Source organism: Trichocoleus desertorum ATA4-8-CV12 (genome assembly GCA_019358975.1).
Classification (GTDB): domain Bacteria; phylum Cyanobacteriota; class Cyanobacteriia; order FACHB-46; family FACHB-46; genus Trichocoleus; species Trichocoleus desertorum_A.
This window is the reverse complement of record JAHHIL010000002.1, coordinates 26,429-52,816: the sequence shown is the minus strand read 5'-3', so window position 1 is coordinate 52,816 and position 26,388 is coordinate 26,429. Positions and strand designations below refer to the sequence as shown.

Sequence of the window (26,388 nt, the reverse complement as noted above, 5' to 3'; positions counted from 1 at the left end):
TTAAAGAAGCTTTTAGGAAAGAATCGCTCGACTATCTTTGCCGATCTCGCTAATGTCCTTGCCTAAGAGTTGGGCGATCGCCTGCCGTTCTAGAGGAGGCTGGGTAGGAACCTCTTGACGCGCATCGGTGATTAGCCAATCCAAGGCTGCGGCTTGGACGTCGATTGTGGCCCCTGTCTTGTCTACGCAATAGCGACCAAATACCAACTTATCTACTAGGCGCACTCCTGGGCCGAGGCGGGAGTATTCAAAGATGACGCTATTATCGACCGTGGCACCTCCACAAATGCGGCAGTTAGGGCCAATGTAGGTGGGGCCAACAATCTTGGCTCCATCTTCAATTCGGGTCATGCCGCCGATGTAGACTGGGCCTTGGATATCTACCTTGTCCCAGTTCACAGCCACATTCAACCCGGTATAGATCCCCGGTGCGACTTCGTGGCCTGGAATCTGCACATTTTTGATTTCGCCTTGCAAGACACCGCGTACGGCGCGCCAGTAGTCGGGCACCTTACCAATGTCTACCCACTCAAAGTCCATTGTGACGCCATAGAAAGGCGCAGCCATTTCTACTAGCTTCGGAAACAGATCTCCACCAATATCAAACTCGCAGCCAGAGGGAATGTAATCTAAAACTTCTGGCTCAAAAATGTAAATCCCTGTGTTGATGCTGGTGCTGAGCGCTTCCTCTACAGAGGGTTTTTCTTGGAAGGCCTGAATCCGACCCGTCTCATCGGTGACCACAACTCCGTAGCTAGAAACTTCTTCCCGGGGCACCGATTTCATGATCACAGTGGCGATCGAGCCTTTTTCTCGGTGCCATTTCACCGCTTCGCTCAAATCTAGGTCAATCAGGGCATCACCGCACATCACCACAAAGGTGCCGTCAAAGAAAGGAGAAAAGTCTTGAATTCGGCGCATGCCTCCTGCCGAGCCGAGCGCTTCACCAACTAGCTCACCATCTACAATTCGCCCTTCAAAGGAGTAGGCAATCTGGACACCAAACTTCTGCCCATCCCGGAAGTAGTTTTCAATTTCATGGGCTAGGTGGCTGACATTGACCATAATCTGGTCAAAACCATGCTGGCGCAGAAGTTCTAAAAGAAATTCCATCACTGGCTTTTGCAGGATTGGAATCATGGGCTTGGGAATGGTGTAGGTAATCGGACGAACGCGCGTACCTTTACCAGCTGCCAGGATCATGGCTTTCATAAATATTTATCTCTCACCCTAGACCACTACACTGTCAATAATCGATCCATTGTTTGGCGGCTGAGTTCCAATGCTTACACTAGCTCTCAGGGCCAGACGGCTTAAGTAGCTGCTGAACATGCGTTCAAGTAGCCGCTGAACATTCGTATTGATGCAACCTGTTTGGTTGTAGATCATCTATCAACCATTGTCTCAATTGATCTCGATCGCGCTGTACCAACTAGGCAAAATTTACAGCTACCAGACAAAACCGACTGAGGGTCGCCAAGATGCTAACAGATCTTTTACATTCTTGGTCAAACTGGCTTTGTCATACGGGTGGTGTCCCGACTGGATGATGCAGTCTATTCAGATACCGCAAAAATCGGTAACTCTGTGAGGCTCCGCACCTTCAGATCTTGGTAAAACTCCTCCTGCGATAACTCTACTTTGGACTGAGCGGACAAAAACAAGAGTGCCCAGAAGATGGTAACGCGATCGCCAGTATTGTGATGCGAGCCATGAGACAAGCCAGGAAGATTTAATTCTTGCTGACCAGCACCAGACCATAGTTCTAACAGCAAATCAAAGTCTAGCCAATCTTCTCCTTGGGAGATTTTTAGCCCTTGGGTCGCGAGAAACCGCTCTAGGGCCGCTGCTACTTCCGAAAGGTTTTCTTGGTGCGCCAGTTGCGCGATCGCCCGGACTGCTTGGCTGCGCGATTGAGGCCGAGGCCGACGGGGACGGGTGCGGGGCACTGCTTCTTTCATGGTGTCAGCCATCAGTTCCAGCTGCTCAATCAACTCTTGCAAGGTCACCCGACGGTTTTGGGGTGGTTTTGCCACGGCTCGTCGTCGCAAGCGCCGCTCTAAATGTAGGGGCATCTGAGCCTCCATAAACCCATCCGTCTCTAGAAACTCCCCCTCATCTAAAACCTCTACTTCAGAAGATTCGGCCCGGACCAACGTGTCGGCTTTAAGCAGCACCAGCATGGAGGCATACAAAAAAGCCTGCCCAGAACGAGACAGGTCAGATTGGTAAGTGGCGCGGCTGATTTCTACCGTATCACTGGGAGTTAATTCACTCAAAAAGCGATCGATCACCTCAATCACTTGGACATCCCAAGGGTCAATTTCACCTCGCTCTGCCAACTCAGACAGTAAGGCGATCGCGCTTTGGGCCAGAGACAGAACCATGCAACCTATTCCTACTTGCTGTTAACTCGAACAAAGACAACAGCCGCTACTACAATCAAGCCCAGCAGAAACAGTGGCACTACTAGACTCCAAAGACTATGAGGGTTGGTCAAATCAGCAGCAGACATGCCAGCAGTCTAGACTTCTTGGGCCATAGAATCAACCGCAGGCAAGAGGGGTTGCTGTTCTTGCAGTTCTGCTTTGTAGCGATCGAGGTCTTGCTCTAACTCTTCAATCCGTTGCTCACGCTCTTGAATCTGTTGCAAGCCTTTGCGGATTTCTATCATGTGTTGCAATTGGGTCCAAACGCTAAATACCCAGGCCAGTACTGCTCCCACACCTAGAGCCAAAATGAGTTCCACCGCCAGTGGAGCTTGAACCTGGATATCTCTGACAATATGAATCGTGGCAGGTTCCGTGTTTTCTAAACTGAATAAAACCAGAGCCAGCGCAATGACAAAGATAATTAAAAAGTTAACCTGGCGCATTCACTAACTCCTTGATTGCATAGGTCTAGCTAAGTTCACAGAGTGATCGGGTTGCCATCAGGACTCTAGCTCAAATCCCCGATTCTGGACCTGAAGAAAAGCTTACCAGCCCACTTGCTTAATAGAATGGCTGAATGGCATGGCTTGATGGCATGACTTGATGGCATGGCGTGATTAGTAATGGGCTGGTTTCTCTCCAGGCAGCACTTCCGTGGTAACTACTTTGGGGCGATTCATCTCGCGGATCGCGTCAATGGTACTCTTGATGGTGCCTGCAATGGGGACGGCCACCACAACTCCTAGGAGCCCTGCGATTTGTGCCCCCATTAAAATAGCAATAAAAATCCAAATGGGATTTAACCCGGTGAAATTGCCCATGAGTCTGGGGGCGAAAACGTTGTCTTTGATTTGCTGCATCAAAATTGCAACAAAGGCCACCTGTAGCGAGAGCCAAAAGTTTTGAAACATCACGAGCAGAATCACTAAGCCAATTCCTAACGTGGCTCCAATAAAGGGAATCAGCTCAGCTATGCCAATCAGCAGCGCAAATAGTAGGGCAAATGGTACTCTCAGCCCCATAAAAATGGGCGTTAGGATGGCGAACATAAACAACCCTAACAGCATCTGGCTGATGAAAAAGTTTTGAAAGTTTAGGCGTAAAGAAACGCTGAGCGGCAAGCCAATGCTCGGTGGCAACAAGTGCACTAGCCCCTGCCACATGCGATCGCCGTAGAGCAGCATATAAAAGGCCAGTACCACCACTAAAACCAAATCGAATAGCCCAGAAACTGTTACCAGCGCCACGCCTAACGCTTGGCTGACCAAAGTCTGCAACTGATTTTCGATTTGATTGTTGATCCGGGTGCTAAAACCTTGTAGGTCTAGAGGCAGGCGATGCGCTTTCGCCCAAACATCCAACGATGCCAAATGACGCTGACTGGCAGCTAGGGAGGCAGGTAGCTTGTCCACAAACTGAGCTGCTTGCTCAACTAAAACTGGAACCAAAGTCACTCCCAGCACCACCAACAGCGCTAGGGCCAGCAGTAGGACCACGATCACAGCTTGAGAACGGGTAATCTGAGCCCGCTCTAAGAACTGCACCGGATAGTTGAGCAGAAACGCCAAAATTGCCGCTACGACGAGGAGGGTGATTGAATGCTCAAAGTAGCGAAAAACTTGCGACAGAATCCAGACATTTAAAGCTAGGATTGGGCCGCTCAAACCCAGTAGAAACAGGCGTTGGAGATTGGTTGAACGGCGCATTTTAGGCAACCCATGATTCAGCAGCTAGCAGAGCTAGACTAACCTTCCGATGTCGAGACTTGGGTCGAGCCTGCGCTTAGCCCTGGCAAAGTTTGATATTTCAAATACCAACCCCCCAGCACCAAAAGAACGATGACCACGGTTCCAATTCCTAAAGGACTCGGTAGCCAAAATACGGCTTCTAAATGGTTGATCTGACCTGGTTCCAGCGTCCAGACCAATTGATGGCCTTGCTGACCCTGGACAGCGCTAATCGCGTTCGCTGCGGTATTGACACTACGCGCTCCCCAAGGCGTGTTAAGCCGAAATTCCAGATCTAGCAATGAGCTAGGACTCACCAACAAATCGCCATTGGCACTGGTGACGCCCAGCGATCGCAAGTCGAGGGTATAGCTCAGGCGATTCCGTAGTAAGAGCAAAAAGTTACTTTGAGACAGGTGGAAGTCTGACTTGATCTCAGGCAGAACAGGTTCAGCTCGTTTTGCTGCGCCTTTTTGAGTGGATGGATTCAAGAATTCGTTAAATTTGGTGTTTAGGTCAGCGCCACTACTAAAGGGAATGGTTACTGCCACTTCTTGATTGGAACTCCGCCGAATTCTGCCGCCTAAGCGTCGAGTCCGCTGTTCTACTGTATTTAGCCACTGCTGGGCGGTCGCTCCACTCAAGCTAGTTAAGCGATCGCCCAGTTTGATGTGCTGAACAATTTCGCCACGATTAGGGCTCTCAAAATTAATCCCGACATCATACTGAACGCAACCAGAAAGCAGTAAGGAGGCCAACAGCATCATCCAAACCACGCGAAAGCGCCCTAGTTGCTGTCTCACCTTTTGGGCGATCGCAGCTGCGATTGGTTTCGTGGCCCGACTTGATTGGCGAGGTGTGAGCGATGACTGCTTAATCGTTCTACCCACTGGCTTGACTCCCAGGTTGATTCCCATACTTGCTCATCCTAATCTGTTCTGTCGTAGCGGCACTAGTCTATAGCAGCGGGACTCAACAATTTCTAGCTAAACCACCACAAACTCCCTAAGATCAGCGCCATCAGTCCCAAGGCTACCCAGAAAAAACGATCATTTTTGGCGCTCGCTTGGCCGAGATTAAATGGAGATTCGGGTTCTTCGGCTGCTTTGCTCGGCGATCGCGGTGGTGCCGTTCCCGCGCTCCCTCGTCGATCTTTCGGATCGCTTTCTGCCAAGGTGACCAAATCGGGGATTTGGGTTAGCCATTCAGGCCGAGTATTCAGTTTGGGGGCTTCTAGGATATAGAGTAAGCGCTTGCTTTGGGTGCGAGTTTCCCAATCGGGGTGCCGAGTCAACTGCTGGCAGAGGGCGATCGCTTCGGGGCGCTGGTCTGCGGCTTCATAGGCTGTCACCAACCACATTTGCACTTCCCCACCCAAGGGAGAAGTTCGGTTGACCAAAGCACTGGCTTTTTCTAAATGCTGCACTGACTGGCGATACAAGCCTCGTTCAAAGGTTGCTTTGCCAGCCTCGTATTCAGTCTCAACAATTTCTAGGTTTTCTGAACTCACGCTGCTTATAAATTTAGATTATTACTGGAACTGGGTCGCACATGGGAATGCGTAACCAGTCCGCTTAAATCAAACTATGAATCATAGGAGCTGCTGCATTTTGGAGCAACTTCAATGCTTTTTCTACCGTCTAAAGCTACGGTAAAGCACCTTCCAAGATCCTAGCAAAGCGAGTTAGTCTAGATCTAAAGGCTAGCAAGTCCGTGGCTTTGAGAAATTCGTAATCTATGTAGGGTGCCACCATACTCAAGATTTAGGTTTAGGTTCGACTTAGCAGCCTTTCGTTCCTAATTTCCAGGTAACCCTTATGTCTCAGCGTTCTCGGCTACAGTCTCCTCTTCAGCTCACCTTAATTTTAGCCGTAGCTTTAGCAACCACTGGTAGCTCTTTGCTTAATGCCGCTCCGGCAGCAGCAGGTCAAAAAGTGACTATTAGGCGCGTGATTTTGCTAAACCAGGCTCCTAATTATCCTAATGCGGTGATTTACGCTCCATCCCAAGTTGACTCATTATTCTTGAGTCCGGCGATCGCCCCTCCTAATTTTTCGAATAACTATGGCTATGGGGGGTACGGGAGTTCTGGGTGTTTTCATCCCTGCATCACACCCTACCCCGCTGTGGGTGGAGGCCACAACGTGATCAATGGCAGCGTGGTGAATTCGACCTTAGTGAATCCGTTGGTGCTCAACTCACCAATTTACAACTCTACCCTGGTTAATCCAGTGATTATCCAAAGACCGCGATATCGTCCTGGCATTCGTGGGTCTTTCAGTATTTCATTTTAGGAGTTGGGTTGGGCATTGGCATTGCGAGCCATGACAATTTCTCGCTTATCGACCATTGTCATCATCGCAGGCATGTCTGGGGAGACTCGCTTCTGCAAATTCAACTCCGCCACGACTGAGTTAAAAGTTTTACCTTGGGTCATGCGATAGCCGATTTCCTCAACCTCACGCCAAGCTAGATCGCTTTCGGTATAAGCCTTAGCCATCGTAATTAGCAGGTTTTGGTAATCGTTACCTTCCTGCTTGGTCATCATGGTGTGAGGGATGTCAAGGACGCGATCGAAACGGTGATACCAGGTTTTGGGTTGTCGCGACAAGACAGCACGAAACATAGATCTGTGGTCGTTATTGCCGACTGCGCGATCGCTTTCGCTGGAAATGATCAGCATCGGAGCCACGGGTGCGGAAGACTGAGAGCGAGCTAAGACCTCTTGGCCCATGCTGAGAAAAGCTCGTAAGTTGGGTAACACAAAGCCAGAGTAACCAACGGGAATGTCCCCTGGTTTGCGTTCCCACTGAAAGTAAGAACTCGACTTTTGCACGAATAAATCGATGACTTTGCTACTGCTGCTCAGGTAGGGAGCAAACAGCAATGTGCGGTCAATCTGCTGAGGCTGTTCGAAAGCAAGCCAATTTGCGAGTGTTCCTCCCCCTGAGAGACCCCCTACAACCACTTGTTGGCCCAGAGCTTGCGCCTGCTGCAACCACTGCAAACCGAACTGCTTGTAAACTGTTGGATCGCTGGGTAACGGGGGTGGGTTGTCACGGCCCCAATTGCCAGTAACTCCGTGACCTGGCAGCAAAGGAACCAGCACGTTGTAACCCAATTTGTAAAAGGCCTCTGCGATGGGCTGGAATTGGTAGGGCGCAGCGGTAAAGCCATGAAAGAAGAGGCAGACCCGTTGAGTGGGCTGAGGCTGAAACCAAAACCTGGAACGGCAAGCTTCATGACGCAGGGGTAGAGCATCTTCCCGCACTTTGGCTTGCTTGGCGATCGCGGCAATCGTGGCAGAGTAGTTAGGCATAAAACAGCCAGTTCACCTTCTTTTAGGGTTTGTGGTCAGCCTGGGGCGATGAAATAATGGCTTTGGGGTCAAGCATCGCCATCATGACAGACAGTTCCGGTGCAGTCCGTTGCTGTAAGTTGAGAGCAGCTACAGCTTCGTCAAACGTGTTTCCGTGCAACAGGCGATCGCCAATTGCCAACACCTCAGCCCAAGTTAAGTTGCTTTCCACAAAAGCTCTTGCCAAGGTGATCAGCAAGTTTTGGTAATGATTCCCCTCCGCTTGGGTCATCATTGTGTGCGGAATATCCAGGGCTTCGTCTAGGCAGTGGTACCAAGTTTGCGGTTGATGCTTCAAGGCTGCCTTAAACAAAGCTTGGTGATCCTGCGGATTAGTGGCGCGATCGCTGGCGCTAGAAATTACAAACATGGGTGCAGCCAAACGCTGGGCAGCTTGATCAATTAATTCCTGGCCCATGTCCAAGAACAGCCGCAGAGCCGGAATCCGAAAACCGTCATACCCATGATGCCCAGGATCATCTTTGTTTAACCACTCAAAGTAAACAGGCAACGTTTCGACTAGAAAATCGACCAAACGGTTATTGCCACTGAGATAAGGCGCAAATAGTAGTGTGCGAACGATTGCCTGGGGACACTCTGTTGCTAACCAAGCGGCTAAGGTGGCACCACTAGACAATCCGCCTACAACAACTTGCCTCCCTAAAGATTGGGCTTGCTGGAACCAGGCTAGGGCAAATTCTTGATAGGTGAAGATATCTGTAGGGAGCGGTGGCGGATGGTCGCGATTCCAGTCGCCCGCAATGCCGTGCCCTGGTTGCAGTGGCACTAGCACGTTGTAGCCTGCTTGATAAAACGCTTCTCCCATCGGCTCAAACTGGTAAGGGCCTGCGGTAAAGCCGTGGAAAAACAAACAGACTTTAGCGGTGGGTCGTGGGTGGAACCAAAATCGCGACCGGCAAGCTGGATCGCTAACTGGCAAAGCATCTTCCCGTGCTTTTGCTCGCTGAGCGATCGCTCTAATTTGCTCAGAATAAGTGATCATGTGTTTACTTCATAAACTCGGAGGCGACGATCATGGAGCCAATGCCAGAGTCAGTAAAAATTTCTAGCAACAAGGCGTGGGGAAGACGACCATCAATAATGTGGGCCGCTTTCACGCCTTGAGCTAGCGATCGCACACAACAATTCACTTTAGGAATCATCCCGCCAGCAACTACCTCCGTAGCAATTAGCTGCCGCGCTTCTTGAATATCCAACTTGTCAATCAAGGTGGAAGGATTGTGATAGTCGCGCAAGATCCCGGCTGTATCGGTCAGCAAAATCAGCTTCTCGGCTCCTAGAGCTGCCGCCAACTCTCCTGCCACTGTATCCGCATTAATGTTGTAGGCTTGCCCCGTGTCGTCTGCTGCCACGCTAGAGATGACTGGGATATGCCCCGCCTTCAGCAGAGATTCTAGCAACCGAACGTTAACGGTATTCACCTCACCGACAAAGCCAATCCCTTCTTGGCCTTCTGGACGAGCCTTGACTAGGTTGCCGTCTTTGCCACAAAGTCCAACCGCACTGCCTCCCGCTTGGTTAATCAAGGAGACAATTTCTTTGTTGACCCGACCGACTAAGACCATTTCCACCACATCCATGGTGGCGGCATCGGTGACTCGCAAACCATTCTTAAACTGGGGCTCAATGCCGAGTTTATCGAGCCAAGTGTTAATTTCCGGGCCACCACCATGCACCACGACGGGCCGAATCCCGACGCAGGCCATGAACACGATGTCCCGCATCACCTTCTCTTTCAGGCTGCTGTCTTTCATCGCGGCCCCACCATACTTAATGACGATGGTGCGTCCGGCAAATTGTTGGATGTAAGGTAAGGCTTCACTAAGGACGCGAACGCGGGTTGCTTCCTCTTGCTGAAAATATTCGCTGTCGTTAACCATGAGGGCTGGATTGGGCGAAAAGCTAGGTTTAGTCTAGTAGAGCTTGATATCCCCAAGGGTGAGATTAACTTGGAAACAATTAAATCTAGGCAGATCTAGGGGATGGAAGGCGATCGCGGACTCTATTACATAACTAATTCAGTTCAGTTACAGGAGTACGCTCTGGACAAAGCACTGTCGGGATTTCAGCGATTACCCTGCTAGCAATCTGTTCGGGGGTTTCCCCAGGCTGTAAAGAAATCCGCAAATCCGCTTGAGCATAGAGCGATTGACGTTGTTCTAGCAGGCTTTGCAACTTGGCGCTTAAATCAGATTCTCTTAACAAAGGACGAGTGGCATCGTTTTGCAGCCGCGCCTGGAGTAGCTCTACCGGAGCATCCAACCAGACGATTAAGCCATGTCGTAGGTAGCTCCAGTTTTTGCGTTTGAGGACAATGCCACCACCTGTCGCGATCGCCAATCTGACACAAGACGAGAGTTGCGCTAATACTTCCGTCTCTAAGTCTCGAAATGCCGTTTCACCTGCCTCAGCAAAAATTTCGTTGATCGATTTTTTCTGTGACTGCTCAATCACAGCATCCGTATCAAAGAAGTGATAGCCCAATTCTTTGGCGAGCAAACGTCCTACTGTCGTTTTACCAGACCCCATCATACCGACGAGGTAAAGGTTGACCCCTTTTAGTAGCTGATTCATGGATGAACTAGAGATAGCAAGATCCGCCTTAGAACAGCCTTATCGGAGCTATTTTTAAGGTTCTTTATGTAGCTTACTGCTTTCACTGAATTACAAGCTGTTAATCTATACCCTACTTAGAAGGTAAGAGTAGCTAGCAATATTCCTATGCTAAATAAAGAAAATCACAAAATTTTGTAAGACTCCTAAGTAGATTCCAAAACCCACGTATCTAGCTTTGATGTTTAAACCAATCCTTTCAGGTGACATCATGAACTTCGACATCTTTGATGAGAGATATTACCTTGCCACTAACCCAGATGTAGCAAATGCCGTGGCTGCGGGCTTCTTTGAATCTGGCTTTGACCACTTCATAAAAAATGGCTACGCTGAAGGGCGCGTTTCTGTCTCTCCACTATATGACGAGGGCTTGTACCTGCAAGCAAACCCAGATGTAGCGAATGCTGTGGCTGTGGACTCCTTTAGCTCTGGCCTTCAGCATTACATTGATCATGGTGCAGACGAAGGGCGCTTTGGCTTGTATGGCACATTCAACGAACAGGCTTACTTAACCAGATATCCCGATGTAGCGAATGCCGTTGCCGCAGGTGTCTTTAGTTCCGGGTTCAGTCACTTTGAGAAACTTGGCTTCGATGAAGGCCGCTTCGGTGCCTTGTATAACGAGCAATATTATCTACAAAAATACCCAGATGTAGCGAATGCTGTTGCCGTAGGCGTCTTCAGCTCCGGATTACAGCATTACCTGAAACATGGTTTGGGAGAGAATCGCTCTGGAGGCACTCTCTTCGATGAAGGCTTTTACCTGCGTGACAACCCTGACGTTGCAGATGCAGTTGAAGCTGGCTTTTTCAGTTCTGGACTGGCTCACTTTGCCCAAGTTGGTGAAAAAGAACAGCGTTCTGGTAATAGTTTTGACGAAGGCATCTATCGCTTCTCCAATCCTGATGTTAATAATGCGATCCAAGCTGGTTTATTGAATTCTGGTGAGGACCACTATCGCCTCTTCGGTCAATTCGAGCCACAGCGAACAGGTTACTTCACAGGAACGAATGGAGACGATACTATTGTCAGCTTTGGTTTTAAGTCTCGAATAATTGGGGTGGACTCCGTAAGCTTAGGAGTTGGTGAGATCGATTATTTGATTGGAGGCGACACCACTGATATCTTTGAGCTTGGGTACGGTCGTGGAACCGTGTTTGGCATCACTGGTGGCTACCAGCCGATCCGATACTATGTTGGACAGGGCAATGACGACTATGCACTAATCCGTAACTTTGATGCCAGTACCGACTATATTGAGTTACCAGGCTCTATAGAAGACTACGCTCAAGTAGTTGTTAACGGTAGTTTGAATATATTGACAAACTCTGGTGATTTAGTCGGGACTGTAGAAGGCTATGGGGCCACGCTATCAGTGGAAGCAAACAACAGGTTTGGGACATTTTTGCTAGGTTAAGTCATTTAGCCTGTTGAAGTACCTCGAAATTAGATGGGAAAAGGCGGATCGCTTCAGGGTCGGAGTGCTACGGGCAATTGCGGCATTAAGACTTTTGTCAGGTTAGTCATCGACCTTAAACAACCTTAGAGTGATGTTGAAGCCAACTTTTTTGAAGCATCCTATCAGGGTAAGCTGAGTTCGATGACAGGTAGGATTGCACCATGCTAGAGACAGTAGAGCGATCGCCCCTGAATTAAAACCAAGAGCGATCGCCTAGTGAATGCCTTTAATCTCAGATCAAATTCCGTTAGTGGCTATAACCACCTTGAGGGAAAGCTGCCGCATCTTTTAAGCCGTTTTGCGTCGCTTCCGCTGGATCATTCGTCACGGAATCTAAAAACTCTTTGGTGCTTTCAGGTAGAGGTTCATTGAGATTTAGTTTTTCGGTCACGTTTTCAGCCGCATCTTTGAGCGCGCCAACAAAACCCCCGGCATCTCCGGTATTCTCTTGAAGATTCTTTTTAGCGTTTTTGGTATCAATTTGGATGCCGCTAGTTGTCCGAGTGCTGTTGCCATCTGGGTTGTATCGAGTGGCTTCAGGAGTCGCAGCAGCCTGAGCGGAAGGAATATAGCTCAATTGACCTAGAGCAGCACTCAAGAATAGAGTCATTCCAACGAGAAATGCACTGAGAACTTGACGTAGCTGAATTTGTTGTAAACGATGAATAGCTCGAATCATAAACACCCTCATATAGAGCAACGTCATCAGTGTTGCTTGTTTATAGAGGTGGAACATCAATCTGGCGATATAAACTGGCTGGAGTAAAAGTAGCCGCTGGGTTGATTGGGCGAAATAGCCCTACCAGTCATCAGATTGGGAGCGATCGCCCCAGCCTTTATCACGCCAACTTTGGTCGCCCCAATTGTCGCCTTGCCGATCCGGACGCTCTGGACGGTCCGGGCGGTCTTGCCAGTCAGGGCGATCGCCCCAGTCGCTACGGTCAGAATCACGAGGTGTTTCATCCTCAAAATCCTCGTCATCTTCAAAGCCGTAGTCATCGTCCTCTGGTTCTTCCAGGGGTTGAGGTGGCGGAATAATGACCCGGTAATCAGCGTCGTATACGGATTCAGATCTGCCAACACCAGAAGTGTTCGGTTCTTTGTAGCTGTAGGAGTAAGACGAACCAGAACGGTAACTAGAGGTTGGTTCTTGTGGCACTTCGTAGCTGGTGCGATCGCGCTCATAACCCGTGTCATAGCCAGCGCGGTCTACGGGGTCTGCTTCTTCCTCAGTACCGAAGTCTGATTCATCAGAAAAGGGATCAGCAGCAGATTTGGTGTAGTTAGTTTGATCATTGGCTGAACGGCTAGCGCTACTGTCCCAACTCGAGCGGGAAGCGGCGGCTTCTGTTTCTAGCCGAGACGCAGTAGCCACACGGGCACGAACCCTTTTCACAGCTAGGGTATTGGATAGCTGAAACAGCGCTGTCAGGAGTAGCGTGGTGAGTGCTCCAGCCGCGATCGCCCCTAAAACCCATACTGACAAGGGCAATACCAAAGTTTGCTTGCCGAGAAACACAAGCGGAATTTGGAAAGCCCAATTTTGGAGGGTAAATGCAGCTAGCCCTACCAAAATTAACAGCAGTAGCAAAAGGCGAATGACAGGCATGCGATTCAGCACTCAGCTCTAAATTGTCTTTTACGGGTCAGTCTTTTACGGGTCAGTCTTTTACGGGTCAGTATTACAAGATTGACCTACACCTTACACCTTACACCTTGGCGATCGCCAACAAGGGTGATGTTAGCGCCCCTCCCAACGCTGTAGCGGTACACAGTCTAGCTCAAACTGGTCTAAGGCACGAGCCACCACAAAATCCACCAAGTCCTCAATGGTTTGAGGGTGGTGATACCAGGCAGGAATGGCTGGCACAATCCTAGCGCCTGCCTCGGCTAAGGTGGTCAAGTTGCGGAGGTGAATTAAGCTGAGTGGCGTTTCGCGAGGCACCACCACCAATTTGCGCCCTTCCTTGAGTTGCACATCGGCGGCTCGTTCTAGCAAATCCGAACTTAACCCACCCGCGAGTTTGGCGACAGTACTCATGCTGCAAGGCATCACTAACATGCCTAAAGTCCGAAAAGAACCGCTAGCAATATTAGCGCCCACATCTCCTGCGGGGTGACAAGTGAGTTTTCCACCTGTCAAAACGCCCGCTTGCTGCCGCCAAAACTGTTCTTGCAACCCAGGTTCAGGGGGCATCCGAATGTTTTGCTCTGCCTGCCACACCATGTAGGTGGCCTTAGAAGCAACTAGCTCAATCGCGTAGTCTGCCGCCAAGAGAAACTTGAGCGCCCGCACAGCATAAATTAAACCCGACGCCCCTGACACACCCAAAATCAGAGGCCGAGGCGGCGCTACAGCTAGAAAATTAGACACAGATTTTGCCGCCTAGAGTTACTCTTCTTGAGCATGACGAGAGCGAGCGTCAGCATCGTAACCCGAATCAAGCATTACAGTTCCAGGTTCATCCGAATCATCTTCTGAGGCTTCACTTCCGCCACCCACAGCAATCAGATCAATTTGCTGGCGATAGTAATCGACGCTCTTGACTTGGACTTCGACGCGATCGCCCAAGCGATATTGCTTCCGGTTCTTCCGACCCACAAGCTTCTGTTGGCGTGAGCGGTACTCATACCAGTCATCTTTGAGCGAGCTGACATGCACCAATCCTTCTACCAGCAAATCTTCGATTTCGACAAAGAAACCGTAGGACTGCACCCCGGTAATGAGTCCTTGGAAGATTTCTCCGGTGTGTTCCTTCATGAACCCAGCTTTCTTCAGGCCTTCCAGGTCTTCTTCTGCTTCCTGAGCTACTTTTTCACGCTCGCTCAAGTTGTTGACGATGGTGGCGATATGAGTTTCGAGGTCTTGGTGAAGTTCTGGTGGCAGCACGTTCCAGTTGATTTGGCCGTAACAGGAACCATCTCGTAGGTTGACGCTGTCTTTAGCGCGGGTAGAGCGGCGATCGCGACCTTTCTCAAAGACAGCCTGTAGAATGCGATGCACTAGTAAGTCAGGATAGCGCCGCATCGGTGAGGTGAAGTGTGTATACCCTTGCTCTAGCGCCAGCCCAAAATGCGCTCTGGGATGGGTAGTGTAAATCGCAGGCTTCAGCGTAGACAGCAGCAGGTAAGTCAGCACCTTTTCCGCTCGTGACTCCGCAAACTGCTGGGTAAAGTTTTGGTAGTCCTGGGGTTGAATCGTATCTTCTTGCTCCAGACGCAGGTTAATGCCCATGTTGCTGACTAACTTCATCAGCTCTTGGACTTCGCCTACATTGGGTGTGGGATGCACTCGATAAATTCCGGGCACCCCCAGCGCTTGTAAGTGAGCCGCTACGACTTGGTTCGCCAGCAGCATAAACTCGACAACCATTGCCCGTGCCGAGAGGTCAGAAGAAACCACAACTGCCCCCAAAGCTCCCTCATCGTCGTAGTGGAAGCGGGTTTGCGGCAGATTGAGTTCAAAGGCACCCCGCTGACGACGCTGAGCTTTTAGCGCTTGACTGAGCAATGCCAGTTGGTCAACCGTTGCCTTCACATCATCAGACAACGACTCAACAAAAGCTGCCATTTCGCTCTCTAGAGCCTCAGCCTGCGGTTGCTGCCGTTCTAAAATGGCTTGAACTTGTGGGTAGCTGAGTTGATGATCAACCTGAATGACCGTGGGCTGCAACTCATACTCAACAACCTGACCTTCAGAATTAACAGTAAACAGTAAGGAGATCGCGAGGCGGTCTTGCCCTGGCACCAAGCAGCACAGTTGCGCTACTGCATCAGGCAACATCGGTAGCACCACCTCTCCCAAATAGACTGAAATGCCTCGCTTCTGAGCTTCTATATCCAGCGGCGAACCAGTCTGAATATAGTGAGAGACATCCGCAATATGCACCCCTAAGCGCCAGTTGCCTTCCTCCGTTTTTTCTAGGGTTACGGCATCGTCACAGCCATCGACAGGTTGCTGAGTGCTGTCGGCCTTGAGAGCGAGGCTGAGGCGATCGCGCAAATCAAGACGATTTTTTAGGTCGGCAGCTTTGAGTTTCTTGGGGAGCGCTTCAGCGGCTTTGAGGACAGCAGGCGGGAACTCCCGGCGCAAATCATACTTGCAGCTGACAATATCCGTATCTGCCGCTGACTGAGCATCACTGCCCAGCACCTGAGTCACTTTCCCTAGAGGCGGTTGCTGACCTAGGGGGTAGCGTTGTACCTCCACATGCACTAAATGATCGAGGGCGGCTTCTAAATCAACCCCGTTGGTCTTTAGTTGCAGCTCAAACAACAAGCGATCGTCGAGTGGAACCGCTTGAAAGCCTTTTTCAGATTGCTTCACCCGCGCCAGCACAGAACTGTTAGCCCGCTCCAAAATTAACCGTACTTCTCCTTCAGGGCTACGACGACGACTCCCTTCCTTGGTGACTCTAACCAAGACGCGATCGCCATTCCAAGCATTACTCAGTTGGCTTTCCCGGATGTAAATATCCTCTGCTCCCTCTTCATCTTGAATCGCGAAGCAAAACCCTTTGCTAGAGCAACGCAGTTTGCCCTCTACCACACCTTCTTCCGAGACTCGGCGGTATTTACCCCGCTCCTTTACCAAAATCCCCACCTTTTCTAGAGCATCCAAGGCAATTTGGAGCTTCCGCAGACTCGCATCATCTTGGCAGTTCAGCTTCTTTTCCAAGACTTTGGGGGCGATTAGTTTGTCATCCGTGAAATTTGCTAACAGTGCCGCGATCGAAAATTCCATGTAGCGATAGATCCTTAAATTTCTGTTGATTCGGTTTTTTCACCCTTGCTGTGACGACCCAGGCATCGCTTAGCCTGCGTTATCTCCGGTTACCTAGAAGCTATCCCAAAGACCCAGAGGGACTTTAAACTCCGAAAACTCAAGGAGAGCGTTCGGATAGGCATCTAGGGATGTAGCTTGCCGTGAACCTGCACGAATACAACGCTTCGCATCCATCCAAGCACTACAGGCTACCCCGCACGCCAACCCATGCCTTGCAGCTCAGGTATGCCAGTTGCTCCTTTCCATTCCTTGCATTCACTACGCTCTAGGTCATCCACAGCTGATGAACCTCGATCCTGCACTAGACATTACAGCCACAACAGCACGAGCTTGCTTGCAGACAGTTGTCCGAGGGATACCATCTCTTCTGCGTCTCTGGGTGCCCTAGAGTTACGTTTCTATAGCTACATCACAGACGAAAAGATCAGTCATAGTACAGCGAGACGTTTGAGGAGGCAGAAGCAACGAACGCTAGATTTGGGTTGACAGTGTTCCAGCACCGCAATTACATCTACCTTTGCACTGGACACACTCTATTTAATACTTTCGCACTGAATGTAAACCTGTCAAACGCTATTCGTCAAATCTCTCATCAGAATTACGTCTCTAGGATTAATTTATAGACGTTGTTTTATCCGACAGGGCGCTGGATTGGGAGCATGCCAACCTGCTTAATAGCGCTGTCCTGTCACAATATAAGCCACTCGCTTACCAATGTTGGTTGCATGATCGGCCATGCGCTCTAGATGGCGAATCACGAGCACGAGTAAAACCGTAGGCTCTAGTACCCCAGGAATATTGGTTTGATGAGCAAGGAGGTCGTATAAGTCTTGGTAATCTGAGTCCACCGCATCGTCTTTGGATTTGAGATCCAAACCTGACTCAGCGTCTAGATCAGATAGAGCCGCTAAACTCATGGCAAGCATTGCTTGACAGCGGTCTAGCATCAACTGTACTCGTTCCATGCAGGGGTGAACAGGGTAAGGAAAGAGCTTGACTGCGATTTCCCCCAAATCTTCTGCATAATCGCCAATTCGCTCCAGGTCTCGCACCAGCTGCATTAAGGCACTGATTAAACGCAAGTCTTGACTCACAGGAGCTTGTAGCGCCATCATGCTGACACAATCTAGCTCTATTTGACGGTAGAGCTGGTCAATTTGTTTATCTTGCTGGCTAATACGTTCAGCCGCTTCTAAATCTCGCTCAAACAACGCTTGACGGGCTAACCGACAAGATTGTTCTACCAAGGCACCCATGCGAAGAACATCGCGTTGCAGGCGCTTAAGCTGGCGATCGAAGTGGGTTCGGACGGATCTTTGACTTTCCAACGAAACAGTTACCAATCTTAAAAAGTGTATATCTTAGTAAAGTTTGAATTAAAGGCTGTACTTTTGAAGGTTTCAAAGCCAAGCTTCACCATTGAAATAGCTTAAGTATAGCCACCTTAAGCCTGGAAGGATGTAACGGCGATCGCTTACCTTTAAAACATTTCCACTACTCACTCGTACGAACTGGGTAGTTGCTAGAGTGAACTGCATAAATCTCCCAACTTAGGGCAGGAAGTCTTTAGGTAGCCCAACTCCTGAGGAGCTACAAGCACTATGTTCTAAGCATGCAGTTTCTAAGCATGCAACTTTTGTTGAGTGTCAACTGTTCATTGAGAACTCTTTTTTAGCGAGTTAAGTTTTGACAATCAATCAGTTGCTCTCCGATCGCCCTCCGGTTGGCCCAGGGCTGTTTCATGTTACAAGAGGAAAAATTGAAATGTGGTTTAACTCCCTGCACTGCCCCCTAAATCCCCCAATTCTGGGGGACTTTGAGTCTTGATTCCCCCCAAATTTGGGGGGCTAGGGGGGCCTGCTTCGGAACGCTTTCGTTGTATGAAACAGCCCTGCTCCGGTTGGCCTGCTATGAAAGATTGACGAACCCCTAGAACTAGATTGGGTTCTGCCGCTTAGCTCAGTTGAGCAGCCAGACAGGCTTTTAGTCAAGTAAAACAGCGGCGATCGCAGAGTTCAGTCATGTTTCAGCCATGTTTTTTGTTACATCATGTAACAAGTTGTTCCAGAAGCCAAGAATTTGGCCGAAATTGGTGAACTAGCAACCCCAAAATATGGAGTTTTCAAACATGTCTTTATCAGATACTCAAATCTATGTCGCTCTAGTCGTTGCCTTGATCCCAGGGATTATGGCTTTCCGTCTAGCCACCGAACTGTATAAGTAAGCTCGCAAATTGAGCGATCGGAGCCTATCTTAGGGGTGGGGGCAAGACCTCCGGGCAATCTGAAGAATTTAGTGTAGATTGTCTGATAGCAATTAGGCTTTGCTGCTGAGATAGGCTCCACTTCAAGCTCTTGAGTGTTATGGAATGGGTTGATTAGAACCTGCCATTGAGTCTAGGTAGCAAAGGTGCGTCACATTTAATGGTTCTCCATCACTCCACCTCCTATGAACGCGATTCAACCCTCAAGCCCCCTGCGCCGAACCAACACACACCTACGGCTGGCCCCTCCACCTCCCCAGCGTCGCCCCTCCAAAGCTACAAAATCATCAACTAAGCTCCCGGTTGGTCTTGTGGTTGAAACAACGCTTAAGTTAGCCGTTAATGTGACGTTATCCGTTGCAGCCGTTTCTACCTTGACGCGAATCTTGCCCTACCAGTTGTCGCAGCAAGAGAAGTTACAAGAAATTCGGGCTGAAGTGAATGTAACGGAAGGGCGGGTCAATCGTCTACGTGACGAGTTTAGTCATCATTTTGATCCGCAGCAAACCAAGTCGATCATGCAGGAGCAAAGTAATCGAGTTGATCCAAAGCAGCTTCAAGTTGTTTGGACTGACATTGCTGACTTGGCTGATACCGATGAGGCAACTCCTTAGATTAAAGTTACTAACAAAATTTTCTTGACCTGCTCAATGCTACAGCTCAGGTGTTCTCAGCTTAGAGTTTTCAAGCTGTGCAAGTGGGTCAAACTAAGCCCTTAAGGGGCTGAGAAGGTCGTGGAGCCAAGTTTCTACTTGTTGGCGGAGTCGTTGGGCTGATTCTGTATGAGTCAAAAGCAGAATTTGTAGAGCTTTTTGGTAATCAGCGATCGCACAGTTCCAGTCGCCCATGACATGAAACGTGCGGCCTCGCTCGGCGTAAATGTGGCCTTCGAGCTGACCAAAGTGTAGCGCTAGCTCAAAGTTGCCAATGGCTTGCTCATACATCTCTAACTGCCGAAACGTAATTCCTTGATTGATCCAAGCGCGGGTATTGCCCGGATTTAGGTCGATGGCAACTCCGTAGTCGGCGATCGCCTCGGCTAATTGGCCTTGAGCCGCATAGTAGTTAGCTCGATTGTTGTAAACGCTGGTTAACTTGGGATTAAGCGCGATCGCTTGGTTGTAATCGGCGATCGCTTTTTCATCTTCTCCACTTTGAAAGTAGGCCAAGCCCCGGTTGTTGTAATCTGTGGCGCTGGCTTGGTGTCGCTCCAACAATTTGCTCAGTAGATCAATTGCTACTTCGTAGTAACCTTGCTGAGCAGCGGCGATCGCTTGCTGTCGCAGTTGTTGATCCTGCTCGTGGGAGTGCAACTCAGGGTTCGCGCTGGAGCGAGGAGATGAAGACTCAGTTAGACGCAGTTGGCTGCCTCGCTGTTTATGAAAGCCAGCCTGCGCGACCCCAGATTTTTCAATGTTTGCTTGCCCAGCCACAGAAGCTAGAATGGAGCCGTGACGCCGACGCTGAGTGCTACCTTGAGGGTTAGAAGCCGAACGACTACTCATACTCTTCTCCTGAATCAGTGACCGTGTCTCTGGTATTTCTGGGCTTGTAGACTTACAATATCCAGTCGGCCATCTTTGCGGATCTATCGGTGTGTCACTTACCGATGTGTCTTAAGTCATGATTTCCAGACGTTAGACTCGCAAACTCTAGCTTGGAAGCTGCCTCTTAAGACTGATGCCGAGAAAGTGACAGAATAGACACTCCCAACACCGAGAACTCATAGCAAAACTACAAGCACCACGCAGTCAATTTCTGAACTGAACAATAGCGCGTAGCGGAATTGCCAATCAATCTACAGGCTTAGGCAATCGTTTAATGTATTCGCGCAGTATTTGAGCCATGCTGACATCTTTTCCTTTTGCATAAGCCTCAAGCCTGGCAAAATCTTCATCATTCAACCTAATTTCTAATCGCTTTTCTTTTGGCATATTCCGTACAAGTAACGTACAATACAGATATGCTAACACGTCGCATTACTTACAGACTCTATCCATCCAGCAGGCAAGAAGTTCAGCTTCATTACTGGAAGCGACTGAATTGCAGTTTGTATAATGCCGCTGTGAGTCATCGCAAAACTCAGTATCAGAAATTGGGTCATTCCGTTGACTATTTCGAGCAACAGAACAGTCTCCCTGCTTTTAAGCAAGTTTGGCCTGAATATCAAGAACTTGGCTCTCATGCGTTGCAGGCAACCTTGAAGCGAGTAGATTTCGCTTTTCAGCGCTTCTTTCAGGGATGGGGCGGCTATCCCAAGTTCAAGGCTTCTCGTCATTACTCAGGATGGACTTACCCGTGCAAATCGGGCTGGAAAGCTGAGTCTGATGGCGGCAACGGCTATCTCAATCTTTCCCGTTTGGGAAGGGTTCAGATGCGGGGGCAGTCTCGGACTTGGGGTCAGCCAACGACTTGCACGCTTCTGTGTCGCTACGGAAAATGGTACGCCTCAATCACCGTCAAATGTGAGCCCGTGCGCTCAGGGGGTGATGGTGCTGTAGGGATAGATCTGGGGTGCAAGGAGGCGATCACGCTCTCGACGGGAGAGCAGATCTCCAAGCCAGAGTTCATCCAGGAGGGACAACGCCAGGTTAAAGCGGCATCCAAAAAGCTACGCCGCAAACGTGCACCTAACCGTAACAAAAAAATCAAAGCTTCGCGTCGATGGAAAAAACAGCGTCAGGCTGTAGCAAAGCTACAACGCAAAGTCACCCGTCAGCGTGGAGATTGGTTGCACAAGACCACCAGCCACATAGTCAGCAGTAACAGCCTAGTTGCAGGTGAAGAGTTGAACGTCAAAGGCATGACTCGCAAAGCCAAAAAGGGGAGCCAGCGCAAGGCTCAAAAGACAGGGCTAAACCGTTCAATCCTTGAGGTTGGGTTTGGCATGATTGGGCAGATGTTGAGTTATAAGTTGGTTGAGGCAAACGGTTTCTATGTTGAGTCTCCTACCCGCCAGCTCAAGCCTACACAGCGTTGTGCTAAGTGTTGGGAGCTAACGCCAAAACCGCTAGCCACTAGAGTCCATATTTGCGCTAACCCTGAATGCGGTCATATCGCAGACAGAGACGTTAACGCAGCTCAGGTCAATTTGATTTGGGCCCGGGGGCAGGAACTGTCCTCGCTAGTCGCTGATGAGCCTAGCTCTACCGATTGCGGAAGCATGAGGCAACTAGCTCAGATGAAGCGTCAGAAACCCGCCGCTCTGTAGCGGCGCGGTAGTTCATACGTAGGCTTTGCTTTAATTCAGCATTAGCAGCTAAGACTCGAAGTGTTCCACATGGCTCAGGGATTAACGTAGCCATAGGGCTTAACCGAGCTAAAATTCCTATGGAGATTCCCTGCGATCGCAATTTAACGAACTGTGACGCAGTGGCTCTTTGCATTTCTTCAACTCCGTTGAAATTGGCACTGCCAATCCAAACCTTCCATGACAACCGCGACTTCTCTCCCTCAAGCCCCCGATCTCTCTACAGATGAATATTTGCTGATTGGTTTAGCCACTTGCTTTCTCAAAGAAGACGGCAAATTGCACGAAGTTAGAATTTTGGAGCCGATCCCTTCAGCGGCGATCGAAGCCATCGTGAAAGGAGTACCTACCTCTTACGAAATGGCCCTTGCCACGACTTTAGGTGCGGTTCTAGCCGGAGAAACTCTACAAAAGCCAGAGGGATTTCCGGAAGATGCCCAATTCTCTGATGAGTTTGTCCAACGCGCTATTGCTGCCGCTCGTACCTACAAAGCCAAGACAGCAGCACAAGCCCATGTTCCCCCAGGAACCACTCGTCAAGACTTTAACTACTCCACCGAACGCAAGCGGGTGCTAAACTCTCAGCGCATTATCAGAACAGAAGACAATGTGAAACAGCATAAGTACACGCACGAAGTTCTCTAACGGGGTGCTCGACTCAGGATTTCTGGGCTCAAGGTTTCTCGGCTCAGAGTTTCTCGGCGAACGGTGTAGAACTGGGCCTATCTCTGAGCTAGTCTGAGGCGGCTGAAATTGGGGCAATCCACCAGCGGTGAGCTTGGACTAAAGTCTGAACTTGCCAATGCGGGTCAGGTTGCGGAAAGTCAACTCGATAGTGTCCCCCTCGGCTCTCGGTGCGAAACAGAGCACTTTTTAGAATCAAGTAGCCCACATCCAAGAGATTTTGGGTTTCGCTCCAAGTCCGTATGGCTAAATCGGCCTCTGGCAACCCCAAGCTCGCAGTTTGAGCAGGTGGTAAGTTCAGCAAGAATTGGCTTAAGGGCAAGGCGGCAAATTCTGCTTGCCATGCTTCGACTTGCGCGATCGCAGCCAGCAGCGTGTTTTCCTCGCGGCAGATTCCGGCGCTTTGCCACATGCAACGGGGTAACTCTTGGCGAATCGTGGCGATCGCGGCTTGCTGACGCTGCCAATCGGTTGGGTCGGGGTTGTAGCGAGCTAGGTCGGTCGTCACAAGCTTCTCCCTGTGGAGATCAAGCTCTATTGCATTCAACTCAATATGGGCCAATTGCGCCCCGTAGACTAGGCACTCTAACAGTGAGTTGCTTGCCAAACGATTGGCTCCATGCACCCCTGTACTAGTCGTTTCCCCCACCGCATATAGCCCTGTAATCGAGGTGTGGCTCATTGTATCGGTTACCACTCCACCCATCCAGTAATGGGCCGCAGGGGTCACAGGAATAGGCTCCTGAAACACATCGACACCCCACTGCTGGCAGACCTGAATGATGTTAGGAAACCGATGCCGTATGGTTGCGTCGGGAATGGGTCTTAAATCAAGCAACACGTGAGCACTAGCGGGGTCTGATTCGGTCTGTTGTAAGTGATTAAAAATGGCGCGACTGACCACATCTCTAGGAGCCAGTTCTCCCGCAGGATGGTACTCAAAAGCAAACCGATGGCCTTGTGTATCTACTAGGTGCGCCCCTTCCCCTCGAACCGCTTCACTAATCAAAAATCGGGGGGCTCCAGGCTTCGTTAGGGCTGTGGGGTGAAACTGGACAAATTCTAAATCTCGCAGCACAGCACCCGCACGCCAAGCGATCGCCACTCCATCCCCCGTACTCAAGTCAGGATTGGTCGTTTGGGCAAACACCTGCCCACCGCCACCTGTTGCCAAAACTACAGCAGCGGCTCGCACCCAAATCACTTGCCCTTGGTGGATCAGGCTAATTCCCTGGCAGCGTTGAGTCTGGGGATCAATCCACAAGCTCAGAGCAAACGTTTGTGGAAAGACTTGAATATTTTTGCGCTCTAGTACTTTTGCCGTAAGTGTGTTGACGACTGCGCGTCCTGTAGTGTCTGCCGCGTGCAAGACTCGTCGCCGGGAATGGGCTGCTTCCAGGGTCAAAGCGAGTTCTCCGTCATGGCGATCGAAGGCCACTCCCATCTCTACCAAGGACCGAATGCAATCCGAGGCATTCTCAGTCAAAAATTCTACTGCTTGGGGATCACACAGTCCTGCTCCTGCCTGGATGGTATCTGCAATGTGGAGGGCAGTCGAATCATCCGGCGCGATCGCGGCAGCAATGCCCCCTTGTGCCCAATCACTTGCCGACAGGGACAAGGTATCTTTGGTGATTAAGCCCACTTGGAACGCCGCTGGTAGGCAAAGGGCGGAGTAGAGTCCCGCTGCCCCTGCACCAACGACTAGGACATCAAATTGTTGAGTAAAGTCAGGAATTTGAGCTGGAGCCGCAGCTTGAGGAGGTAACGAAGTATCCAATAAAAATTGCTCCCTGTCGTCAATCATGCGTAAGGATTAACCTTACTGTACAGAGAGCAAAGATTTTATTGCAGCGTTTAAACACGCACTTTTGATCACGAGGCTGTAGAGACGGAGGGCAAGGGCGGCACCGCACTCTACAAACTCAGTGACCAACGACAGATTCAGCGCCCAAGCTGGCACCAAATTTAGCGCCAAATTTAGCGATAGATACCGTTGTTGAAGCGATCGTCGCCCTCGGTCAAAGCAAAATCTGGTTCGGTCACAGTGAAGTTCTTGAAATTCGCCTGCAAGGTCTCTTTCTGACGCTCGCTTAAGCCAGGTAGATCGAGCACATTTTCTACCTTCTCATAAGGTGCGTTCTTGACGATTGCGCGAGCCAAGGTGGGATACAAACCAGGATATTGCAAGAAGGCCCGAACATTCGTGTTGTTGAGGTCAATCTTGTCACCCACAGCGGCCCGCTTGTCATCTACGGCATTACGGGGAGCAACCTCAGCAGCTAAAACCGGAATAGGTTGCAAAGCTAAACGGCTTAAATCTGCAGCGATCGCTTGTTGGGGTAGCCCTAGCCATCCCAGGCAACCCACTAATAAACTGAGAACTGATAGCCAGCGAACAAAGCGTTTCATCGATTTATACCTTCCTCTGAGCAGATAAAATCCACACACAGCATTTATATAGCAATGGTCATTAGGGTTAGGGCGGGGTGCAGGGGTGGAACCCCTGGCTAGGGGCGAAGCCCCCATACCACCTTCATTCTGATGTCCTAACCTTTATGGCGACAGCTATAGAATCGGCACAGAAATACTCACCCCTGGACAAGCGAGATGCTTTCTAAGGTTGTGCAGAGCAGCACATGCCACAAATTTTCTAAAGTCTAGGGTAGCGTACCCCGGTACCCTGGAGAACGTCTAAACTTCAGAACCTTCGTTGTCTGGCACCAAACTTTGCTCTTGCATCTGCAAAAACTGATTGAGATCTGCAAAAGAACAGGCATGGGTTAGGGTCGGCACATCATAGCCCTTTAAATGCACAGTATGTTCTTGGAAAGGGGCTGGATGCGTGGGAGAGAGGGGTACATGTTTGTAAGTGGTCTCTCCCAAAGCTACATCCAAGCGAATTTCCTTAGTAGCTGATTCTAGGCGGAAGGCGGCATTCACTGTATCTCCCAGAGCTGTGTAGTCGGGGCGATCGCCGCTGCCTGTATTGCCAACCATTGCAAAGCCAGTATTAATGCCAGCCCCAATTCGCAGTGGAAATGGCAGGGGATATTGGTCGTACAGCTCACTCGTCATCTTGTGGAGGGCACTTAGCGCACTAAAAATGCGGAGCATCTCCTCAGGGCTGATGCCTTGAGTTCCATGAATCCAGACCGCCATCACCGCATCCCCGATGTATTTATCTACCCAACTGCCGTGTTCGCGAATAATTTCTCCGGCCCGACGGAACCAAGTTCCAATCACCTCAGAGAGAATTTTTTCATCTAGTTGGCGAGTCAGCCCTGTAAAGTCACGAATATCCACTACCAGAACGGAGATCAGACGTCGGACATGCAAGGTCGCAGTCGCGGTAAATTCTTTTGAGTCCAACCCCATGGAGGGATCAGTGAGGTGCTCTGGCGAGGGACAGTAAAACTCTAATTCTGTCTGACCAAAGGTAAGCTGGTCGCCGTTTTGTAGCGTCACGGGAACACTAACTCGGCGGCCATTTACAAATGAGCCATTACGGCTTCCCAGGTCAATGAGATAGAACTCGCCCGTTTCCATGCATTGAAGCATCGCATGGTTCCGGGAGATCCAGCGATCGGGCAGCACAAAATTGTTGTCATCGCTTCGACCAACAGTCCAGCAACTACTGCCGACTAATGGAAGATAGCGATCACCTGCATCTGAACGGAGCACTAAATGAGGAGTGGATTGAAAAGTCACCACAGGCTAAGAATCACTGCATCTTTCCCTATGATGCATCCTGACACATCTATCTATGACTATCCATGACACATCTACTTATGC

The 26,388-nt window shown here is 49.9% G+C and carries 26 protein-coding genes; 6 read left to right on the top strand and 20 right to left on the bottom strand.

Translation table 11 applies throughout. The features are described from left to right. Window positions 1-12: 12 nt before the first annotated feature. The 6 genes from KME12_02800 to KME12_02775 all read right to left on the bottom strand — a co-directional run bounded on the left by KME12_02800 (window position 13) and on the right by KME12_02775 (window position 5,669). Window positions 13-1,212 (bottom strand): NDP-sugar synthase, encoded by a 1,200-nt coding sequence (locus KME12_02800; protein MBW4486700.1) that lies wholly within the window; start codon window positions 1,210-1,212, stop codon window positions 13-15. Between the two features lie 344 nt (window positions 1,213-1,556). Then, window positions 1,557-2,387 carry a segregation/condensation protein A gene (locus tag KME12_02795; GenBank protein ID MBW4486699.1) on the bottom strand — a complete coding sequence of 277 codons (831 nt, stop codon included), beginning with the start codon at window positions 2,385-2,387 and terminating at the stop codon, window positions 1,557-1,559. A gap of 137 nt (window positions 2,388-2,524) precedes the next feature. Next, window positions 2,525-2,875: a LapA family protein gene (locus KME12_02790; protein ID MBW4486698.1), complete on the bottom strand. Its 351-nt coding sequence runs from the start codon at window positions 2,873-2,875 to the stop codon at window positions 2,525-2,527. Window positions 2,876-3,049: 174 nt separating this feature from the next. Next, window positions 3,050-4,138, bottom strand: a complete 1,089-nt coding sequence (locus tag KME12_02785; protein ID MBW4486697.1) for an AI-2E family transporter — start codon at window positions 4,136-4,138, stop codon at window positions 3,050-3,052. Window positions 4,139-4,176: 38 nt separating this feature from the next. Further along, the gene (locus tag KME12_02780) at window positions 4,177-5,076 is read right to left on the bottom strand and encodes a DUF3153 domain-containing protein (GenBank protein MBW4486696.1); all 900 of its coding nucleotides are present in this window, start codon (window positions 5,074-5,076) and stop codon (window positions 4,177-4,179) included. Window positions 5,077-5,141: 65 nt separating this feature from the next. After that, window positions 5,142-5,669 (bottom strand): hypothetical protein, encoded by a 528-nt coding sequence (locus tag KME12_02775; GenBank protein ID MBW4486695.1) that lies wholly within the window; start codon window positions 5,667-5,669, stop codon window positions 5,142-5,144. 307 nt (window positions 5,670-5,976) lie between these two features. Between KME12_02775 and KME12_02770 the strand changes: the two genes are divergently transcribed. Beyond that, window positions 5,977-6,453 (top strand): hypothetical protein, encoded by a 477-nt coding sequence (locus KME12_02770; protein ID MBW4486694.1) that lies wholly within the window; start codon window positions 5,977-5,979, stop codon window positions 6,451-6,453. Here the strand turns inward: KME12_02770 and KME12_02765 are convergent. The 4 genes from KME12_02765 to KME12_02750 form a co-directional block, all read right to left on the bottom strand. Further along, window positions 6,450-7,478: an alpha/beta fold hydrolase gene (locus tag KME12_02765; protein MBW4486693.1), complete on the bottom strand. Its 1,029-nt coding sequence runs from the start codon at window positions 7,476-7,478 to the stop codon at window positions 6,450-6,452. The genes KME12_02770 and KME12_02765 overlap by 4 nt on opposite strands. A gap of 22 nt (window positions 7,479-7,500) precedes the next feature. Continuing rightward, window positions 7,501-8,520, bottom strand: a complete 1,020-nt coding sequence (locus KME12_02760) for a lysophospholipase (protein ID MBW4486692.1) — start codon at window positions 8,518-8,520, stop codon at window positions 7,501-7,503. A 4-nt stretch (window positions 8,521-8,524) separates the two neighbouring features. Next, on the bottom strand, window positions 8,525-9,418 hold the full coding sequence (argB, locus tag KME12_02755; protein MBW4486691.1) for an acetylglutamate kinase: 894 nt from the start codon (window positions 9,416-9,418) through the stop codon (window positions 8,525-8,527). 133 nt (window positions 9,419-9,551) lie between these two features. Further along, the gene (locus tag KME12_02750) at window positions 9,552-10,127 is read right to left on the bottom strand and encodes a shikimate kinase (GenBank protein ID MBW4486690.1); all 576 of its coding nucleotides are present in this window, start codon (window positions 10,125-10,127) and stop codon (window positions 9,552-9,554) included. Between the two features lie 235 nt (window positions 10,128-10,362). Between KME12_02750 and KME12_02745 the strand changes: the two genes are divergently transcribed. After that, a complete protein-coding gene (locus KME12_02745; protein ID MBW4486689.1) occupies window positions 10,363-11,568 on the top strand; it encodes a hypothetical protein in 1,206 nt (401 codons plus the stop codon). Between the two features lie 289 nt (window positions 11,569-11,857). Here KME12_02745 and KME12_02740 read toward each other — a convergent pair whose 3' ends face one another. The 5 genes from KME12_02740 to phoU all read right to left on the bottom strand — a co-directional run bounded on the left by KME12_02740 (window position 11,858) and on the right by phoU (window position 17,724). Then, a complete protein-coding gene (locus KME12_02740) occupies window positions 11,858-12,289 on the bottom strand; it encodes a hypothetical protein (GenBank protein MBW4486688.1) in 432 nt (143 codons plus the stop codon). Between the two features lie 120 nt (window positions 12,290-12,409). Further along, window positions 12,410-13,219 carry a hypothetical protein gene (locus KME12_02735; GenBank protein ID MBW4486687.1) on the bottom strand — a complete coding sequence of 270 codons (810 nt, stop codon included), beginning with the start codon at window positions 13,217-13,219 and terminating at the stop codon, window positions 12,410-12,412. A 132-nt stretch (window positions 13,220-13,351) separates the two neighbouring features. After that, entirely contained in the window at window positions 13,352-13,984 is a 633-nt protein-coding gene (locus KME12_02730) for a UbiX family flavin prenyltransferase (GenBank protein ID MBW4486686.1), read from the bottom strand. An 18-nt stretch (window positions 13,985-14,002) separates the two neighbouring features. Beyond that, complete coding sequence (locus KME12_02725; GenBank protein ID MBW4486685.1) at window positions 14,003-16,354, bottom strand: ribonuclease R; 2,352 nt, start codon at window positions 16,352-16,354, stop codon at window positions 14,003-14,005. Between the two features lie 713 nt (window positions 16,355-17,067). Next, complete coding sequence (phoU, locus tag KME12_02720) at window positions 17,068-17,724, bottom strand: phosphate signaling complex protein PhoU (GenBank protein MBW4486684.1); 657 nt, start codon at window positions 17,722-17,724, stop codon at window positions 17,068-17,070. Between the two features lie 800 nt (window positions 17,725-18,524). Between phoU and KME12_02715 the strand changes: the two genes are divergently transcribed. Both KME12_02715 and KME12_02710 read left to right on the top strand, forming a co-directional pair. Continuing rightward, on the top strand, window positions 18,525-18,620 hold the full coding sequence (locus KME12_02715; GenBank protein MBW4486683.1) for a photosystem I reaction center subunit XII: 96 nt from the start codon (window positions 18,525-18,527) through the stop codon (window positions 18,618-18,620). Between the two features lie 251 nt (window positions 18,621-18,871). Next, complete coding sequence (locus KME12_02710; GenBank protein MBW4486682.1) at window positions 18,872-19,273, top strand: hypothetical protein; 402 nt, start codon at window positions 18,872-18,874, stop codon at window positions 19,271-19,273. A gap of 93 nt (window positions 19,274-19,366) precedes the next feature. On the opposite strand, the gene KME12_02705 is transcribed toward KME12_02710, so the two are convergent. Further along, on the bottom strand, window positions 19,367-20,164 hold the full coding sequence (locus KME12_02705) for a tetratricopeptide repeat protein (GenBank protein MBW4486681.1): 798 nt from the start codon (window positions 20,162-20,164) through the stop codon (window positions 19,367-19,369). Between the two features lie 288 nt (window positions 20,165-20,452). Then, on the bottom strand, window positions 20,453-20,593 hold the full coding sequence (locus KME12_02700; GenBank protein ID MBW4486680.1) for a ribbon-helix-helix protein, CopG family: 141 nt from the start codon (window positions 20,591-20,593) through the stop codon (window positions 20,453-20,455). Window positions 20,594-20,622: 29 nt separating this feature from the next. Here KME12_02700 and KME12_02695 point away from each other — a divergent pair, with 29 nt between their 5' ends. Both KME12_02695 and KME12_02690 read left to right on the top strand, forming a co-directional pair. Next, window positions 20,623-21,870: a transposase gene (locus KME12_02695; GenBank protein ID MBW4486679.1), complete on the top strand. Its 1,248-nt coding sequence runs from the start codon at window positions 20,623-20,625 to the stop codon at window positions 21,868-21,870. A gap of 219 nt (window positions 21,871-22,089) precedes the next feature. Then, window positions 22,090-22,554: a hypothetical protein gene (locus tag KME12_02690; protein ID MBW4486678.1), complete on the top strand. Its 465-nt coding sequence runs from the start codon at window positions 22,090-22,092 to the stop codon at window positions 22,552-22,554. 88 nt (window positions 22,555-22,642) lie between these two features. Here the strand turns inward: KME12_02690 and nadB are convergent, their stop codons facing one another. From nadB to KME12_02675, 3 genes are all read right to left on the bottom strand, one after another. Beyond that, window positions 22,643-24,400, bottom strand: coding sequence for an L-aspartate oxidase (nadB, locus tag KME12_02685; GenBank protein ID MBW4486677.1), 1,758 nt, complete (start codon window positions 24,398-24,400; stop codon window positions 22,643-22,645). A gap of 173 nt (window positions 24,401-24,573) precedes the next feature. After that, window positions 24,574-25,005, bottom strand: a complete 432-nt coding sequence (gene psbU / locus KME12_02680; GenBank protein MBW4486676.1) for a photosystem II complex extrinsic protein PsbU — start codon at window positions 25,003-25,005, stop codon at window positions 24,574-24,576. Between the two features lie 282 nt (window positions 25,006-25,287). Beyond that, window positions 25,288-26,307: an adenylate/guanylate cyclase domain-containing protein gene (locus KME12_02675; GenBank protein MBW4486675.1), complete on the bottom strand. Its 1,020-nt coding sequence runs from the start codon at window positions 26,305-26,307 to the stop codon at window positions 25,288-25,290. Window positions 26,308-26,388: the final 81 nt, after the last annotated feature.